This window comes from Pseudarthrobacter sp. S9 (assembly GCF_050156545.1).
GTDB lineage: Bacteria > Actinomycetota > Actinomycetes > Actinomycetales > Micrococcaceae > Arthrobacter.
Window position 1 is genome coordinate 3,684,489 of record NZ_CP189576.1, and the last position, 17,466, is coordinate 3,701,954.

Here is a 17,466-nt window from a genome sequence, read left to right on the forward strand (position 1 = left end):
TCCGCATAGTGGACGATTGTCAATCAGGGCGGAGGCCACGCTCGAGCCGCTGAGGACTGAACCCCATGTGCTGAATGTTGCTGGTGAGCCGCAAAGCACGCGGAGTTCAGCCAGCGTTTCATCGTCCAAGGCGATGGCCCACAGCGTGTGCGGCGTGGTCCGGGCGGCGTCGGCGGTGAACGCCGCGTCCCCGCATCAGTGTTGGCCTGCCCCGGATACAGATCCGCGATCCGTCGCATTGCCAGACCCGGGAGATAGGCCACGGCGGCGCCGGCAGCCTGGGCGACTGCGACCGGCAGCGCCCCGATGGGTGGCCGGCTGGTCCACGACAAGCCAGAATTTCCCGTGTTCGGACAGTCCGGCCAGGATCTCCCGGAGCCGTGCCTAGTCATTGGGCAGGTCCTTACCGAAGAGCTTCCTGCCCGCCTTGTCCAGGACTACCGCGTGATGGCCGGACTTCGCGACGTCCAGGCTGATGAGCTCGTCAAAGTCCTGCTAATCGAAGGAGACTTCTCTGATGCCGGGAGAGAGACCGAGGTCGTAGAAGAACGTATTCATCAGAGTAACAGCCAAATCCAACGAGTTCGGACTCACATCGGGATGATCATCGATTCGGGGGTTCAGAGTGTTGAATAGGGCCACGTGGTGCAGCAGTGGGTCGCCCAATAGCTTCTCGACATACTCGTATTGCGGCGAGCGGCTCGATGTGATCACGGATAGATGCGCGGACTCAGGAAACTCTTCAGCCTCGATGAGGTATCGGTCGATGAGCTGTGCGAATACATCCTGTTTGCTTTGAGGAAAGATTCCCCCACGAGTAAAATGAGAGTCGTCAAAATGCGTTTCGTAGTATTCATCGCTCAGTATGGGATCCACCGCAACAGTCCTGTATTTTCCCATTAGCCCGTGATAGAGGGCCCCGGTGGCACCTTTCGAGGCGCCATAAAGGACAACAGAAGTCTTCTCAATCCCGTGCTCCAAACAAATCTTGGCGATAAGTGAAGCGATGTGGTCTGCATTGTTGGGACGGAAACTGGTATTCAAGTAGAATCCTCCCTGAACGCCGCCGATATCTGCTATACGTAGGATCGCCGTCGTGGCGGGGACAAACTTCTGTACACTCTGGTAGTTCTGAGTAAAATACCTAATAAGTCCAGGGTTTGTGATGTCCGGACCAATCGACGAAAATATGACCAGCAGCTTTGGACTACTAACCTCTATCTTCGGTCGAGCGAGACTGTAGACCAGGCCGTTTTCGTCTACTGAGTAGGATCCATTCTTAATGCTATGCCATAAATTGCTGATGTGTCCGTCGAATACAAAACTGGTGACTCCTTGCTTTGCCGTGTAGGCGTAGAATCCCAGTTTGGCCAAAGCGACAAGCACGTCCCGTGCATGCTTGTCCTTGCGTGCTAAGTGCAGAATATTAGCATCAGGACCCGTAGATTCTAGATGGCAGATACGGATAATGTCGACCGAAGATCTCAGCCCTTCAAGTTCGTTAACGAGCTCGGAGACGGAGATTGAAATATCTACAACATATTCAGTCACGTTAAAAGTTCCACCATCATTTTCTAAAGAAAATTCGACTAATTATCAAATCGCCAGTAAGACATGCGTCTTGTCTACCAAGGGTTTCCCCCTTAGATAGCAAGGTTACTTTCCACTTCCGAGCGTACATTGCGAAAAAGAACTCCCCAACTTTGGACGACTTGTTGCTGTGTTGAGCTGCGTTTACAATTCCGGGCCGCGGAGGAAAGCGTCATTAGATATTTCGGATCCGAGAGTAGAAGAATAATTGCGGCCGCCAGCTCCCTGATGTTACCCGTGTCAACTAAGATTCCGTCTTCTCCATTTGTGATCTGCGCACGTGCGCCGTACTTGAAGTCGTACGCGACTGGAACGCAGCCCGAAGCCATGCTTTCTTGGAGGGAGAGAGCATATCCCTCCATGTAGGACGGTTGAAGCGAGAGTGCCGCACCCTCAAATGTGGCTAGCGAATTATCTGTGAAACCCATAATACGGACCTGGTCCACCAGTCCGGCTGCCCCTATAGCCTTGCGGATTTCTTCTTCGTCTGGACCTCTGCCGTACAGCTCGAGCGTAGCTTGCGGAAACCGGGTTGATACTTCCCGGAATGCTTCGATTGCGTCAAGCTGTCCCTTTATCGATGTGTAACGGCCCACTAGGACGACCTTCATGGGATCCCTAGTGGCGCTAATGCTCGGAAAGTCGGGCACGTGATGAGGGATGACATGAATGTTGGCTAGGGGAGCGAATTGTTTCATGATATCGATGCGTTGCTCGTCCGTGAGAACGACCACGGCGTCGTATTCCGCTAAGTGGTCCATGAAATCCTGGAGCTCCGGCTTAATCTTGCTGCCATACCGGTACGGGGCCGCCAAGTGATTGTTGTGAAGAGTGTAGATCACGCGAAGGCCAGGAATGGACTTCTTTAGTCCTTCAAGCGCTGTTCGATTGAATCCATATTCACTAATCAGTGTGGGGTGTGGAGCGTCGGAAAAGACGTGCTCGGATAGCCAATAGGCGAGGAGTTCTTTCTCGTCTCTGAAAATAAATGAGCCGCGCTTTTTGCGCTTCAGTTCAATCGAAATTATAGAACTACCTTCGTACCTATGACGGAGAAACTCGTTACCATCTACGGTGAAAAAAGAAATGTACTCTGGAACGTTTTCATTGTTCATGGCCTCCATTTTCCGGAGTCGGCCCCGGGGGTCATACCAATGGCGTGACGTGCGTCGCTTTGCATCATCCAGGTGGTCTACGAAATATACCTTCCCATTCTTGCGCCAAACAAATAGTCGATATTTCCCGTTATCGTAGCCTCGAGATACCTGTGGCCTCTCGGGATCAGTCTCAAAACGCCATGAGGGACCCGAGGGTAGGGGATCCTTGGTTTCGTCAGATGCCGGAGCGGGAGAACCCGCAAGATCCTCATACATAGAACGAACCGCCGTGAGGGGGCCCACTGCAGATTCCTCTCGCAATCCAGCGGCCATCTCAGGGAAGTCAAGTTGAAAGGAATTTATTAGAAGCGTATTTTCGACGCCAGCATCGGCAAACGCCGCACATCGCCGTAGGACTGACATATTCAGTCCTACGGGATGGGTAGTCAAGGCTCCGTGGGTGAGTGTAAAAATCATAATTGCACCGGCATTCAATCAATTATTGGTTTTAGTAGTCGATGAAGAAGTCGAGACGGGGCAGTCCGCTTATTTAGAAATAACGATCTGCTCAAATTTGGTGATTGCCTCGTTCTGGTAAGAATCGTAATCGAACTTTTCGAGCTTCAATTCACCGGCAAGAAACGCATTCATTCCATCTATCAGCCCATGAATGCTATTTTCGACCAAGAGCCCAGGTCCATCTTCGAGAATACTCCTGGGGCCAACAACGTCTGTTGAGATGACAGGCTTTCCAAGAATCAAGGCCTCGAGAACGACGAGGCCCTGTCCCTCATAGTCTGACGAGAAAACAAAGCAGTCAGCGCGTTGCAGCGAGGGAAACGGGTTGAGCCGTAGTCCGGCCAAGAGCACATTGGGTTCCAGCGACAAATCCCCGATCAGATCCTGCAGATCCTGCCGGAGCGGCCCATCGCCCAGAATTGTCAGCTTGCAATTGGGGTTCGCCTCTACTATTTTAGCGAACGCCCGAATGAGTTTGGCGTGACCTTTTTCGGGCGACAAGCGTCCGAGAGTCACGAATTGCGTGGACTCTGCATCCATCCACTCGTGGAGATCTTCCTCAAGCGGGTCAGCGGCAAGTTCTTTCGCTTCTGCGGCGTTGACCACGTTGTTGCAGTAGTCAAATATAGCCGGCGGGAGGGCGAAGGCTCCTGACAGTTGCCGAACGTTTTCCTCGTGGACGCTCTTCGTGACGGACACAAGCTGGTCGTACTTCCTGTAGAGCCGGAACATCGACTCCAGGTAACGGAAGCGATGGCGCCATTCACGGTGCATGTCGTTGTGCAGGTAGATGGACTTCCTGGCTGCCGGGTTGGTGGTGTTTGAGAAGAGCGCCGCCCAATATCTTGCGTAGCCTTCGAAGCACACCACTGAATCGAAGCTGGCGTCGCCGAACAGGCGACGGAATTCCCGTTTGAAGGCACGATCGTATATATCCCAGAGCTCGGCATTTGCGAGGTCGCCGGTGGCGTTGAACTTGTCGATCACCCAACGCTCTTCCGCGGTAACGAGCTGCCCGCCGACACGCCCCAAGACTTGGACATGTCCGGGATTCTGGGCAAACTTTTCCAATCGCCGTTCCTCAGACTTGACAGTGGACGGCTCGATCGCCACGAACATGCGATTGCTCGCTTGATCCACGTTGCTGACGAGATTCAGGTAAGACGTTGTTATTCCATTGGGAATGAACGAACCCTGGTAGAAAAGCACGTTGTGCTTTGAGCTTCGATCAAGCGGGACCACACATTCAGCAGCTTCGAAGAAGAAGAAGTCGATGGCCCGTCGAGTGGACGCTCCGTCCTCAACGGCGCAGAACGTGTCTATGCCGCGCAGATACTTCTCGTCCGGGCTCTTTCCCTCGTCCTCAAGGGCTGCTTCGACCTCCTGGAGGAGTCCCAAGGAATCGCCGCACACACGACCTGGCAGCGTTTCTAACTCAAAGTACAGTCCCCGCTCGGAAGCGTATTCCTCAAGGTCGTAGGCGAAGTAGACGATGGGTCGCCCGGTCGCCATGAAGTCGAAGAAGATACTCGAGTAATCGGTAATGAGCACGTCCACGACGGCGAGCAGATCGTTGGTGGGAATTTCTTCGGGAACCACGTACTCGTCGAGGTCCCCTTGGGTCCCCCCATCGGCATTCAGGGCATGGCCTCGGTATAGTGGCGCGCAGTCCAGTTTGGCCAGCTGCTGCATGACACCCAGAACATCGACGTCGCCCGCCTCAAGAGCGCCCAAGGAGCCGCGCCATGTCGGCGCGTAGAGAACGACCTTCTGGCCCTCCGGTATCCCAAGTTGACGGCGCAGTTGCACCTTTTGCTGTTCGCTGGCCCCTACTGTGGCGTCGATGCGCGGGTACCCCGTGATCGCCAGCTTTCCGGGGAAGATGCCGGCGACGTCGTACTTCTCAATGAGGCACTCTGCGGTGAACTCGTTCGGAGCGATCATGTGGGTTGTGTGCAGGAAGTTTCTAGCGGCATTCCGGTGGTCCATGAAGCCGTTCTTGATGTCCCGGCCAAGGGTCTTCAGCGGAGTCCCGTGCCACGTGTTCAGATATTTCTGACCTTCGCGCCGGACGAAATAGGGCGGGAATGTGTTGTTGTTGATCAGATACGTCGCCGTGGACAGATAGCGAAGGTAGAGGTCGCTATTACGGGCGGCAAAGATGACGTTCGAGCGGCCAGCGAGCTCGTGCGGAATTCGCTCCTTGTCATTAAGCACCCATACGTGGGTCCAAGAGTCGAATCGCGGATCGGCCAGGAGGTTCCGGCCGATCTGCAGGGGATTGCAGGCAACCGATTCGCCGTGGCTGCTCTCGTACAATACGGTCGAGGGTGCCAGAGGGAGCGTCTCGAGGTAGTCGGCATAAATCATCGATTGCTTGAGCTCTTTGTTTTTCAGATAAGGGGCTGTGTCGATGCCATGTGCCCGTTTGAACAAGCGTGTCTCAAGGTACGCACGGCACGCCGCCTCAAAGTCACCGATTTCCTGAAGGGCCCGGCCCAATCGGTAATAGGCATTGGGGGAGTGGCTTTCCATTCGCCTTACGCTGGCGTCGAAGGCTTCTGCCGCGAGGGGATGCATTCCGCGGAGCTCCAGGCGTTCCCCGGCCTCAAAGCAGCGCTCCGCCGACTGTGATCTAACAGCGGCGTGCAGGCCGTCAAGCAGAAGTCTTTCCTCATAGGCGCTCACCGCTTGGACGTCCTGCGCGGTGACAGCCTCGGTTTTTGGTTTGAGCGAGGCGGCGAAAGATACGCACGCAAGTTCGAAGTCGTGTGCCTGAGTGAGCACGTAGCCCAAGCGATAGCACCAGTATGCCGGGGCGGGACTAGTCAGACTAATCGCATATTCGTAAGCGGAAGCAGCTTCGTTCCACTCAGCGAGCCGCTCGTGGGCGAAGCCTAAGCGGTAGTGCCACTGCGGGACGGTGGGATCCATAGCCACGGCGGTCCGGAACGATTCAATGGCCTCGCGCCAGCTGTAAGAGCGCGTGAGGGCATAGCCGAGCTTGTAGTGCAACTCAGCTGACGTTCGCTCATGATGAAGGGCCTTCCTGAACTTATCTGCCGCGGCTACCCAGCGACCCCTTTTCTGGAAGAACACTCCTACTCCGAAGGCTTTGGCATCGAGGTCTGTGTCTGCAGCGATGGCCCGCTGGTAGGCGCGCCGGGCCTTCACGGGCTGTTCCAAGAGCTCCCAGCACCAGCCCTCACGGAAGTGGAGATCCGCCTGTTCAGGTTTCAGTAGGGCCGCAGCCGCATAGTTCTCGCCAGCCTCGGCAAATCTGTTCATCGAGAACTGCGCATCAGCCAACTGGACGAGCCATGCAGGATCGTCGGTGTTGAGCGACAAGCCGTCATTCAGCGCGTCGATCTGCTGCCACAAGGGGGCCTTGCCGGCCACGAGTTCCCGTACACGTTTCCACTGTCGGCGGCTCTCAGAGCGACGTATTTCAAGTGAAGCTGTTAGTGCCTGTTCTGCCGAGGCCTCTGCTGCAACCAGTCGATCCATCCAACGGGTTCGTCCGGGTTCCAAGGCGAGTGAGGATTTGTAGGCTGCCACGGCGGCGTCGTAATTCCCCAATTGCTCCTGGACGAATCCAAGACGGTAGTGCCAAGAAGCCACGCCGGGCTCGAGCACTGTGGCCTCTTGGAGATGCACGGCTGCTTCCTCAAACTGCCGAAGGTGGAAGTGCGCATGCCCGAGTCGAAAAGCTAACTCGGCATCGGCAGCTCTTGAGTCGGCGAGCAGAGCGGTATAGGCCTCAACGGCGGCCACCCAGTCCTTCCGCTCTTCAACAAGAAGGGCATGTTCCATCAAATTTTGCGCGGGGCTCATGATTTGTACTGCGTCCTAAGGTCGTGGCCGCCATTCGGTTGGAACCGGTCGGCGCCTGGAATGCTCGTTTTTCGTGCTGCGGTCGCGGCCGTCTAGTACTCCGATTGTGAGGATGAATGGCTGGACCCCACGGCCATTGGCTCGGTGAGGCCGTCAGGCCAGAGTGCATCGAACACGCGCTGGGTGGCCTCTCCGTCGCATTGAGGTGCAAACGTAGCCACGAACTCCCTGTACTTGGGTGCGTAGCGGCGCGAAACCGAGGAGATGTTCTTAATGGAGCGGACCACTTCCTCGGTCGTGTTGTGCAGGGGACCAGGTGCTTTTTCCTCCAGATCGAAGTAGAAGCCACGCGTAGAATCCCTGTACTGCGCGATATCCGGAGTAAGGAAGATGATCGGTTTGCCAGTGACGCAGAAGTCAAACATTACCGATGAGTAGTCGTTGACCAGGATGTCTGCCGCGGTGTAAAGGTCGTTCACCTCGGGGTACTCCGTGACATCGATTACGAATTTATTTGCCGCCGTCTGGCGCTGGCTCGCAATGTTGTGGTGGCCCCGGAGAAGGAGGACATAGTCCCCGCCCAGCTGTTGCTGGGCGGTCTCGAAATCAAGATACGTCACCATTTCATATTGCTTGGATTCGCTCTTGGCATCGTCCCGCCATGTGGGTGCGTAGAGGATGGCTGTCTTTCCCTCGGGAATACCCAGGCGTTGACGTATCGCGAGCCGGTTCGTGTCCATCCGTTCGGCCGTAAGGCTGTCGTTGCGAGGGTATCCCTCGGCAACAACCTGCCCGTGGAAGCCGAAGCAATTGGCAAGGACCTCGGCTGCATAGTCGTTCTGGGCGAGGAGTGAGTCCCAGTATTCTGCTTCCCGCCACATCAGATTCCAGTACGAGAGGGAGAAACTGGTGCGGGCCACGTCGTTGCCCAGCTTCTTCAACGGTGTACCGTGCCATGTCTGGATGTAGACCTGCCCCTCCCGCTTCCTGAAGTAGAAGGGAAAGTTGTTGTTATTGATGAGGATCTTCACTTCGCCAAGCAGTTGGTACCACAACGCGGAACCAATGAGCACGGGCGTCGTTCCTGGGGGGACAGGAACCGAGAAGTCGGAAATCGCCCAGTAGGTGGGCCAGTCTGTCCCACGACGTTGGAATTCCTCCAGCAGACGGCGCGGGCTGTCTGTCGCGCGACGGCCTCCGAAGCACATGAAGAGGATTGCGTTGGTCAACTCGGGGTTGAGCCCGTCAGCCGCCTTTGTGCGAAGCAATTGCTGGTTGAAGCGGCCTTGTTCCTCGGGGGAGAGCGGTGGCCTCAGGTGAATGGTGAGGGCCGCTGTCCCCGACGATCGGCTGATCCCCACTTCGGTACGGCCGGCGTCGATCCGGCGTGGCATCAGCTCCTGCAGCTCAGGGGCAGCCGGGAACCAATATCCCAGGTCGTCCTGCGCACCGGGCGGCACATAGCGAACGCTGTAGGCACCTGATTCGGGCATCAGCTCCTCGCCCTTCCACTGCCGCTGGGGAAGTGCGAACTCGGCCGTGAAGCGGTTGCTGCCGTCGTTGGTGCGCACCATCAGCGTGGAGTCCCTGGCTGGAATGACGGACTTGCCGCTGGAAAGCACGAACCGGGGGGCGTGTATCCGAGGAAGATCGGCGGTGCCCGCGACGAGCAACGTGCGCCGGTCCGGCGAGAGCTCCACCGACGTCGCAACAATGCGGGTCTTCCGCTCTTCGATCTTCAGGAACCCATAACCGGTGAGTCCCAGTCGAAGACTGCGGGACGAGTCGAAGCGGTTCTCCAAAGACCTGGAATCGGACTGCCACGCTACGGGTTGCGGCGTCTTGAACCCGCTGTCCAAACGCAGTTCCCATTCGTATTCCGTGGTCAGAGAGGCGTCTTTGCCAAGCGGCGGTACATCGACCTGGTACGTGGCCGTATTTGCGTCAACAGTGATGCACGTGGCTGTCTTACGGATGCCGAGCTTGCGGCATTCCACCGAAACCTTGGCGGCTAGGGGGGCCGAATGTGCTTCGACAGTCAACTCGATCGATCGGCCTGTAAGCTCCAAGGACGTCGCGATGTACAGGGGAGTGACCCCCACAAATGTGAGTCCAGTTGTTGCAGGACGCATCTCTACAGCCACTCGGGACGTCCCCTGCATAGGCCCGATCCCCAACTGGCCCGTGGAACCGTTCAGGTCGCGGCGGGCTATGGGCCCTTCGAGGCGCCTGTCGTGGGCTGTGACCGTCAGCTGAACGTGCCATTCCGCCGTATCCTGACCGGCAACCTCGTCAAGGAGAAGGCTGGGATTCAGAACGGTCCTAAAGCCCGCGTCGGAGTAGGAAGTCCAGTTATCGTTTGCTTCCCAGTCGATCGAAGAATCGGAGAAGCGTTCCACGTCCAACGTCACGACGTGGGTCCCTGAGGCATTGACCAGCGACGCCTCGATGGTCAGGTCACCAGCGCTAGGCTCTACAGACGAAATGTAGGCATAGCCTCCGATTTCGAGTCGCCCGTCCGGCTGCCACTCGAAATGCGTCAGCTTGCTGACGAGTCGGACATCGATGTCCCGGCAAACCAGTAGATCTTGGTCAAAAGAAGACAGTTCCTGAAGATAGGCGGGCTGAGCAAGTAGGCCGAGCGCGGTGAACTTTGTTGAAAAGCTTGAACCGTAGTCACTCCGGTTGGCGCAGATCCGCGAGACGTTGTCACGGCTATCGGACAACACTGCGGCGAGGATAAGCCGATTGTGAACTCTGATCCCGTCCCACTGCAGTTCCTGGCCGGCTGCCAGACCTGCCACTGTGGACTGGAGCTTTTGCCAATATGGGCCATCAGTTCGCGGAATGACCTCGTAGAACCGGAAGAGGCCATTGCCGAGTTCATTCGAAAGCCACCGCCGGTATGATCCGGGGTCCGTGGCTGCACCGATGGTCGCAGCCAGCGATTCCAGACGGGCGAGCCGGTCCTCCAAGAACTCGGTCTGGCACAACAACTCACGTGCAGGAACCCGGACACCAGCATCCACCAACGTGTTGCCGACTTTAACGTCCACAATGTCGAAAGACGCCGCGGTGGTATAGGCGAAAGGAATCGCCTCGTACTGCCAATGCGCCCGCGTACTGTCCACTGCTGCCGTCATGGCATTCCAGAACTTGCGGGAGAATATTTTGTTGAACAGGAAGCCGTCTTCTAGGATGCCGGGGGCATCCCGCAACGAAACTGCGAGGCGGGGGTCAGCGTGAAGAGTTGCCTGCCAGAACGGAACGGTTGCACTCTTGCCTTTGGCGATGCCTGCCATTCCCACGGCGAAATCAGACCCTGTCTCCCTGATGGTCGACACGAGCAACTCCAGGCTAGCTCTTTCCAGCACGTCTCCGGCCATCAGGAACATGACATGGGGAGCGCGGCAATTTGTCAGGGCAGTCGAACGGGCAGCTTCATCCTGCAACCCGGGCAGCGCAAGATACCGCATTCGGCTATCTCGTTTGGTGAAAGGCGCTACGGCGGATTCGCCCACGCCGCTGGAAGACGTGTCAGCGACGATCACTTCCTTGGACAGTGAATTTTGCGCGACCAAACTTCGCAATGTCGCGCTGGGGTCTTCGGCCTGATCAGAAACAATGACAACGACGCTGACGCGCGGGGGCAAGCTGTGGGAGCCCGGAGGAGCCACTACTGTTCGCTTGGCCTTTGCAACGTTTGCAGGGTGGACGAGAGCACGGATCTGCTGCCGCCTTTCCTTAGGCAGAGTCAACCACGCGCGACGGAGCTTACGTTCGGCTGCCGCCTTGACGGCCGCTATTGCTTGATTCTGATTTAGGCCTGGCATGCTTGTATTCGCTTCTTTCATCCTCGCCCGATGGACGTTCGATCTGGCATTCCACCATCACGGGCGACTGATACCGCCGCCCACCTTGGCCGCCAATTCTTCGGCTGGTGCTCTCGGCTGGCGCTGTCCAAGAAGACAAGCGCCAGCCGTATTCCTCGTCAGGCTTGTGTCACCTAGATGCTGGCGTTTGCCCGGACCAGGTCGTCCGGGAAATCAACCTCAACGGCGTAGAACTCGCTGATGTCCACGGGGGTCCACTTGACGTCGTCCTGCTTGATGGTCAGTTCGATCGCGCCCTCGAAGTAGTCCTGGTCATCGACTTCAATGAGCCGCTTGAGGAACTTCTTCTTGTCCTTCGAGCTCACATAGTTGATGCCTACGGCCTCGCCCTGGGCCACATCGGCGGGCACCCGCTTGGAGAGTTCCTGGATCTTGCCGTCAGCGTCGGTGGTGTACTTGACTTCCTCATCGGAAACCGAGGAGACATCCACCGTGATGAATGATTCATCCCGTTTGATGTAGGGCCGCAGCATCTCCAGGATTTCCGGGTCGAACACGACATCGCCGTTCATCCACAGCACGCCGCCCTTGGCGGAATTGCGGATTGCCTTCAGGAGGCTCTTCGAAGTGTTGGTCTGGTCAAAGTTCTCGTTGTACACGAACGAAGCGTTGGGTACGTGTTCGAGGATCATCTCGAGTTTGAAACCGACGGCTATGGTCAGCTGGAGCTTTTTGCCAAACCTGTTCTGCAGGTTCTGGACCTGCTGGTGCATGATGGTCCGGCCATCACTGAGCTCCGTCATGGGCTTCGGGTGCGGGCGTGCCAATCGAGTACCCATTCCGGCGGCAAGAATTACGGCTTGGACTTTCATATGTTTATTCCTATTCGATGAGCGAACCATGTGGCGGGAGCGGCGATCCGTGGCATCACTCTAGGTCGTCCCGGTCCCGTATGCACGGCAGCAGGGCGCTTTCCCACGGGAGCAATCATAACGGTTGAGCAACGAGGCGCCCAACGACACCTCCCCCGGGCATTAATACTGTGTTAACTTCCGGTTGTCTCACGCTTGGGCGCGCCCCTGCAGTCGGCGGCTACCCGCCGGCAAATTCGTCGATCCGTGACCCGACGCCGAGCAACTCTTCGATCGCCGCCACGGTCCGGGCGGCCGCCTTACCGTCCCCGTACGGATTGACGGCGTTGGCCATCGCGGCAAAGTGATCCGTGTCCTCGAGCAGGCGGGTCACCTCGGCAACAATCCGCTCCTCGTCCGTTCCGATCAGTGCCACGGTCCCGGCATCGACCGCCTCCGGCCGCTCGGTGTTCTCCCGCATCACCAGCACGGGCTTGCCCAGGCTTGGCGCTTCCTCCTGGACGCCACCGGAGTCGGTCAAAACCACGTGGGCGATGGACAGCAGACGGGTGAACTCACCGTAGGCCAGCGGCTCAGTGACCAGGACGTTGGCTTTGCCTTCCAGCGCCGGCAGCACCGCCTCGCGCACGACCGGATTCTTGTGGACCGGGAGGACGATTACCAGTTCCGGCTCGGCCTCGGCGATCCGGGCCAGCGCCCGTCCGACGCCGCGCATGGCTTCGCCCTGGTTCTCGCGGCGGTGCGTCGTGACCAGCAGGATCCGGCGGCCGCCGGCGGCGAGTGCCTCCAGCCTTGGGTCCGTGAAGGGGAGCTGTTTATCCACCGTGGCCAGGAGGGCATCGATGACGGTATTGCCGGTCACCACGATGTCCGCCGGGCTGATGCCCTCGTCCAGCAGATTGGCCCGGCTGGTGCTCGTGGGAGCCAAGTGCAGGCGGGTGATCTGACTGGTGATCTTGCGGTTGGCCTCCTCCGGGAAGGGGGACAGCAGGTCACCGCTGCGCAGGCCTGCCTCCACGTGCACTACGGGAATGCCGTGGTAGAAAGCGGCGATCGCGGCAGCCGTCGACGTCGTCGTGTCACCCTGGACGACGACGGCGTCGGGCCGGGTACGGGCGAAGAGCTGTTCCAGGCCGTCGATGGTGCGCGTCATGATGGCGGAAAGGGACTGGCCCTGCTGCAGGATATTGAGGTCATGGTCCGGAACAATGCCGAACAACTCATTGACCTGGTCCAGCATCTCGCGGTGCTGGCCTGTGACCGTGACGACGCAGTGGAAATGCGGCGACTCCTGGAGTGCACCGACGATCGGAGCCATCTTGATGGCCTCCGGCCTGGTCCCGAAGATTGGCATGATGCTGTGCATGGATTTTCCCCCAAGTAATGCGAGTGGTGGTTTGTAATGAGTAGCAGGCTCAGCCCAACAGCAGCAGGGCGATCACGAGAGCCGGCACGCTGACGGCAACAACGAGAACCGTTACCAGGGCTGCCAGGCGCTTGCGGCGGTACGCTGTTTCCTCGTCGTCGAGGTCTGGATCGGCGGCACGCTTGGCCGATGCCGTGCGTTCGGGTGTTAGCGGGGCTGGTTCCGCGCCCGGGACCAGCAGCGTGTCCGGGATTTCCGTGTGGAAAGCCCGGCGGCGCAGGTGCCGGGGTGCGGCAACCAGCGGCGGAGTGCCGTCGGCAGAGTGCTCCAACGTGTCCTCCTCCTAGCCTCATCGGATCTTCAAACTGGCTGATAGTTTCAACCGAAGCCGACTCAATTCTTACATTCCCGCCCGGTGATCGGCGCATTCCTGCCGCAGTGACGCGTCAATCAGGCCGCCCGTTTCGACTACGAAGCGCCGCAGCCACTGTGCCAGATCCAGATCAGGGTGTGAGGCAACCATCTGTACCTCCGCCGTCGTGCACTGCCCGATGAGGCGCCCTGCACGGGTGACGTGATAGCTGGACGTCACCACCGTGACGGACTTCCAGCCGTTTGCCTCGACCAGCCGGGAAATTGCCTGCGCTTCGCCCCGGGTATCAAGATCCGGGGGCCGGAAACAGACGAGCGAGGGATTCGGAAAAGCTGCCGCGTTGCAGGCATCGTCCGCCGCCCTGTTGCCGAACGTGTCAGTGTGGGAGATCACCAGGACCGGGATGTGGAGTTCATCCTGGATCCGCTCCGCCACAGGCAAGCGTTCAGAGGCCGCGCCGCCCAGCATGATGACCGCATCCGTCCGGTGCACGCTCAGCGGATCCACGTTGACAAAGAGCTGCAGGGCGACGATCAGCCACAGCAATACGCCCCCCGCGGTCAAGGCGAGCACCCTGCGGGTTGCGGAATTCGTCGCGGCGACGGAAGAAGGCACGGCTAAGAGTTTGGCATGCGCTCCTGACGTGGCGAAATGGTGGGCCAGTACTGCGCAAAAACTTACAAAGAAAAAGGCGTGGTGCAGTTGTGAATTTTGTGATCGAAGTGCATGGGGTGACAGATGTGAATTGCCGTTTATGCTATAGGCACCCACGTAGGTCTCACCAACAGGTCTCAACCTTTAGGTCTCACCCCTAAGCGAGCAATCTTGCGAAAACTGAACATAGCGGCAGCCACGATTGCCGCCATGATGCTGGCAGCAGCCTTACCCCAGGCCGCCTTTGCCGCGGCGCAGATACCGGCCGGGGCACTGACCGGGGCACCCGCTGTTGCCGCGCCTGCTGCCGTGCCCGCTGTTGCTTTGCCGGCGGTTGCGGACCCCAGCCCGCAGGGCCAGGTTGATGACTTTGTCCGCCCGGAGCCGCCGGCAAACAGGATCAAGTCCGAGTACACCTACGTGAGCGCGCCGCTGGCAGGCACCATGAAGACCACCCTGGTGACGGTCCAGCTGGCCGATAAGTCGGCCGCCGACACGGACGCGGCCGTGCCGATGGCTGCGGCCCAGGCTTCCCTCAGCGCCGCCAACGGATACTGGGCGAACGCCACCGTGGGCCGCGTGGACATCTCGCTGACAGCGGCGCGCCAGCTGCACAAGTCAGCCGCGAAATCCACGCAGACGCCGGCGGAGATCGTGGACACCGTCTCCCAGGAGCTCGGCTGGACGCAGGGCCCCTACACGGCGCTGGTGATGTTCATCCCAGGCGCCTACCTCAACAACGGCGCCGCCGGCATGACGTACAGCAACGGCAACATGGGCGGACGCATCCTGATGCCGCAGAACAGCCGGCTCACCACGCCTGTTCTGACACACGAGTTCGGGCATGCCCTGGGCATGGACCACGCCAACAGCCTGCTGTGCGGCAGCGGGGCCATGGACGTGGCCTCCGGGCCCTACGCCGGGTTTGCGGATTCCACCTGCTCGATCAAGCCCTATGGCGACAACCTTGACCTGATGGGGATCTCGCACTGGGACATCATGCCCGAAATCAGCGCCAGCTTCTGGGAAATGGGCCGGTTTGGAAACGGCGACGAGATCGCCAACCTGGGCACGGTGTCCGCACCCCGCAGTGTGGGGCTCAAACCGTGGGCGGGAACCGGGGCAAACCGGGCCGCCAAATTCACGGACCCGAAATCCGGCGAGGTCTACTACCTGGAACTCAGGGCGCCCGTGGGCTATGACACCGCGGTGGCGCAGGCCGGCAACCGCGGCGTGAAGATCACCCAGCAGGGCGGTGGCAACTCCTCCATCCTGCTCCCGCCCGACACCCGGGCCTCCGCGTTCAACGGCTACTACAGCAATACCCAGGCCTGGCAGGCGGGCCAGACGTTCACCACGCACGCCGGAACCCGTGTGAGCATCGACTCCGTCAGCAATTCCGCGGCCGCCGTGACGATCCGTCCGCCGGGTGCGCCGCCCGTGGGCTCCTTTGACAGTGCTGCCACGTCCGTCTCCTCCACCGGCGTCTTCCTCAAGGTCGGGGGATGGGCGGTGGACCAGGTCACCAGCTCCGCGTCCACGCAGGCACACGTATATGTCACCGCCCCTGACGGGACCAAGACGGGCTACGCCTTCGCCGCGGACCAGCCGCGTGCGGACGTCAATGCGGCGCTGGGCATCAGCGGAAATCACGGTTTCCAGGGCTCTATCGCCCTGAAAGCCGCCGGGACCTACCAGGCCTGCGCATTCGCGATCGGCGCCTTTGAAAACACGGCGCTGGGCTGCCGGACCGTTGCCCTGGCGGGGACCCCGGCGCCGGACGGCGCCCTGGACACCGTGACCACCGCAATGGAAGCCGGGCAGCCAAAGATCAAGCTCCGCGGGTGGGCCGCGGACCGCGGCACCCCCACGGCCTCCATCCCGGTCCACGTCTACGTGACCAACCCGCAGGGCGTCACCACCGGACAGGCCTTCACCGCGAACCAGACACGCCAGGACGTGAACCAGGCCCTGGGCATCACCGGCGCGCACGGCTTCGGCATCACGCTGCCGGTTACCGGCAGCGGCGACTACAAGGTCTGCGCCTACGGCATCGCCGTTTCAGCCTTGCCCGCGGCGCCCAACACCGCGCTTGGCTGCCAGACCATTACCGCCGCGGTCGCCGAGTATCCGCGCGGCTACCTGGACTCCGTGACCGTCAGCAACGCCCGTCCATCAGCGGCGCTTCAGGTCGCCGGGTGGGCCTACGATCCTGGCACGCCGTCGGCCTCCATCCCGATCCACCTCTATGTCACGGCTCCCGACGGCGTCACCACCGTCGTGAAGACCACCGCCATCGCCCTCCGGAGCGACGTCAACGCGGCCATGAAGATCACCGGCTCCCACGGTTACCGGGCCACGATTCCCGTGACCGGGACCGGGATCTACCGGGTGTGCGCCTACGGCATCGCCGTGAGCGCCCTCACGAAGGGCAACGCGTTCCTGGGCTGCCAGGACGCCTCCGCGACGGCGGCCGAGCCGCCGGTGGGTTACGTGGACGACATGAGCGTGGACACAACGAACCCGTCCGCGGTCATCACGGCGTCAGGGTGGAGCTTCGAACGGGCCACGCCGTCGGCCTCCAACGCCGTCCACATCTACGTGACGGCCCCTGACGGCAAGACCACCGGTTACGCCTTTACCGCCAACCAGCCGCGCGACGACGTCAACGCAGCGTTCTCCTTGACCGGCCGCCACGGCTTCAAGAACAGCATTCCCATCACCCAGTCCGGCCAATACCGCGTCTGCGCGTACGGCATTTCAGTCAGTCCGATCAGCGCCGGCAACACGCTCCTGGGCTGCAGGGATCTCTCGGCGCGGGCAGCCCCTGCCGCTATGGGCTACCTGGACACGGTCGGCCTTTCCGGAACGACCGCAAACAAGTCCGTCACGGCCACCGGCTGGACGGTCGATCCCGGCTTCACGAGCAGGAGCGTCCCCGTCAACATCAGTGTGAAGTCCCCGGACGCCACCTCCAAGAGCTACAAGTTCACCGCCAACGTGGCCCGGCCCGACGTCAACGCGGCGCTGAACATCACCGGCAACCACGGCTACCGGACGGCTGTACCGATTTCGGTCCGGGGGAAATACACCGTGTGTTCCTACAGTCCGGGGATCTCGGTGCTCACCAGCGGTGTATCGCAGCTGGGATGCAAGTCCATCATCTACTGAGCGTCCTGACGCTGCGGCCGCTGTCCCGGCCGGGTAGCCAGCCGATCCATGCACGACCTGGGCGGCGATGGCATCGCGCTGGTGCCGCAGGACCGGCATATGTAAGCGACTCTCCCGGCGTCGTTCAGGCTTCGTTCATCTTGGACCACCACTCCCT

9 protein-coding genes and 1 pseudogene are annotated in these 17,466 nt (G+C 59.8%); 1 reads left to right on the forward strand and 9 read right to left on the reverse strand.

Annotated elements, in window-relative coordinates; translation table 11 throughout:
* Nucleotides 1-87: 87 nt before the first annotated feature.
* The 9 genes and pseudogenes from ACQCSY_RS17700 to ACQCSY_RS17740 form a co-directional block, all read right to left on the reverse strand.
* Nucleotides 88-477: pseudogene (locus ACQCSY_RS17700) on the reverse strand (IS110 family transposase); the annotation flags it as partial.
* A gap of 18 nt (nt 478-495) precedes the next feature.
* Nucleotides 496-1,551: an XcbB/CpsF family capsular polysaccharide biosynthesis protein gene (locus tag ACQCSY_RS17705; protein ID WP_427130802.1), complete on the reverse strand. Its 1,056-nt coding sequence runs from the start codon at nt 1,549-1,551 to the stop codon at nt 496-498.
* A gap of 92 nt (nt 1,552-1,643) precedes the next feature.
* The gene (locus ACQCSY_RS17710; RefSeq protein ID WP_427130804.1) at nt 1,644-2,705 is read right to left on the reverse strand and encodes a glycosyltransferase; all 1,062 of its coding nucleotides are present in this window, start codon (nt 2,703-2,705) and stop codon (nt 1,644-1,646) included.
* 528 nt (nt 2,706-3,233) lie between these two features.
* On the reverse strand, nt 3,234-7,040 hold the full coding sequence (locus ACQCSY_RS17715) for a CDP-glycerol glycerophosphotransferase family protein (RefSeq protein WP_427130805.1): 3,807 nt from the start codon (nt 7,038-7,040) through the stop codon (nt 3,234-3,236).
* 92 nt (nt 7,041-7,132) lie between these two features.
* Nucleotides 7,133-10,894, reverse strand: coding sequence for a bifunctional glycosyltransferase/CDP-glycerol:glycerophosphate glycerophosphotransferase (locus ACQCSY_RS17720; RefSeq protein WP_427130807.1), 3,762 nt, complete (start codon nt 10,892-10,894; stop codon nt 7,133-7,135).
* A gap of 152 nt (nt 10,895-11,046) precedes the next feature.
* Nucleotides 11,047-11,745, reverse strand: coding sequence for an NTP transferase domain-containing protein (locus tag ACQCSY_RS17725; RefSeq protein WP_427130809.1), 699 nt, complete (start codon nt 11,743-11,745; stop codon nt 11,047-11,049).
* A 220-nt stretch (nt 11,746-11,965) separates the two neighbouring features.
* On the reverse strand, nt 11,966-13,111 hold the full coding sequence (wecB, locus tag ACQCSY_RS17730; RefSeq protein ID WP_427130811.1) for a non-hydrolyzing UDP-N-acetylglucosamine 2-epimerase: 1,146 nt from the start codon (nt 13,109-13,111) through the stop codon (nt 11,966-11,968).
* A 49-nt stretch (nt 13,112-13,160) separates the two neighbouring features.
* Complete coding sequence (locus ACQCSY_RS17735) at nt 13,161-13,442, reverse strand: hypothetical protein (RefSeq protein ID WP_427130813.1); 282 nt, start codon at nt 13,440-13,442, stop codon at nt 13,161-13,163.
* Between the two features lie 69 nt (nt 13,443-13,511).
* The gene (locus tag ACQCSY_RS17740; RefSeq protein ID WP_427130815.1) at nt 13,512-14,099 is read right to left on the reverse strand and encodes a YdcF family protein; all 588 of its coding nucleotides are present in this window, start codon (nt 14,097-14,099) and stop codon (nt 13,512-13,514) included.
* 210 nt (nt 14,100-14,309) lie between these two features.
* On the opposite strand from ACQCSY_RS17740, the gene ACQCSY_RS17745 reads away from it, so the two are divergent.
* Nucleotides 14,310-17,309, forward strand: coding sequence for a hypothetical protein (locus tag ACQCSY_RS17745; protein WP_427130816.1), 3,000 nt, complete (start codon nt 14,310-14,312; stop codon nt 17,307-17,309).
* The last annotated feature ends 157 nt before the right edge of the window (nt 17,310-17,466 follow it).

Coding starts and splice junctions, on each gene's coding strand:
- ACQCSY_RS17720 (WP_427130807.1), bottom strand. CDS start 10,894: ATGAAAGAAGCGAATACAAGCATGCCAGGCCTAAATCAGAATCAAGCA.
- ACQCSY_RS17725 (WP_427130809.1), bottom strand. CDS start 11,745: ATGAAAGTCCAAGCCGTAATTCTTGCCGCCGGAATGGGTACTCGATTG.
- wecB (WP_427130811.1), bottom strand. CDS start 13,111: ATGCACAGCATCATGCCAATCTTCGGGACCAGGCCGGAGGCCATCAAG.
- ACQCSY_RS17715 (WP_427130805.1), bottom strand. CDS start 7,040: ATGAGCCCCGCGCAAAATTTGATGGAACATGCCCTTCTTGTTGAAGAG.
- ACQCSY_RS17710 (WP_427130804.1), bottom strand. CDS start 2,705: ATGAACAATGAAAACGTTCCAGAGTACATTTCTTTTTTCACCGTAGAT.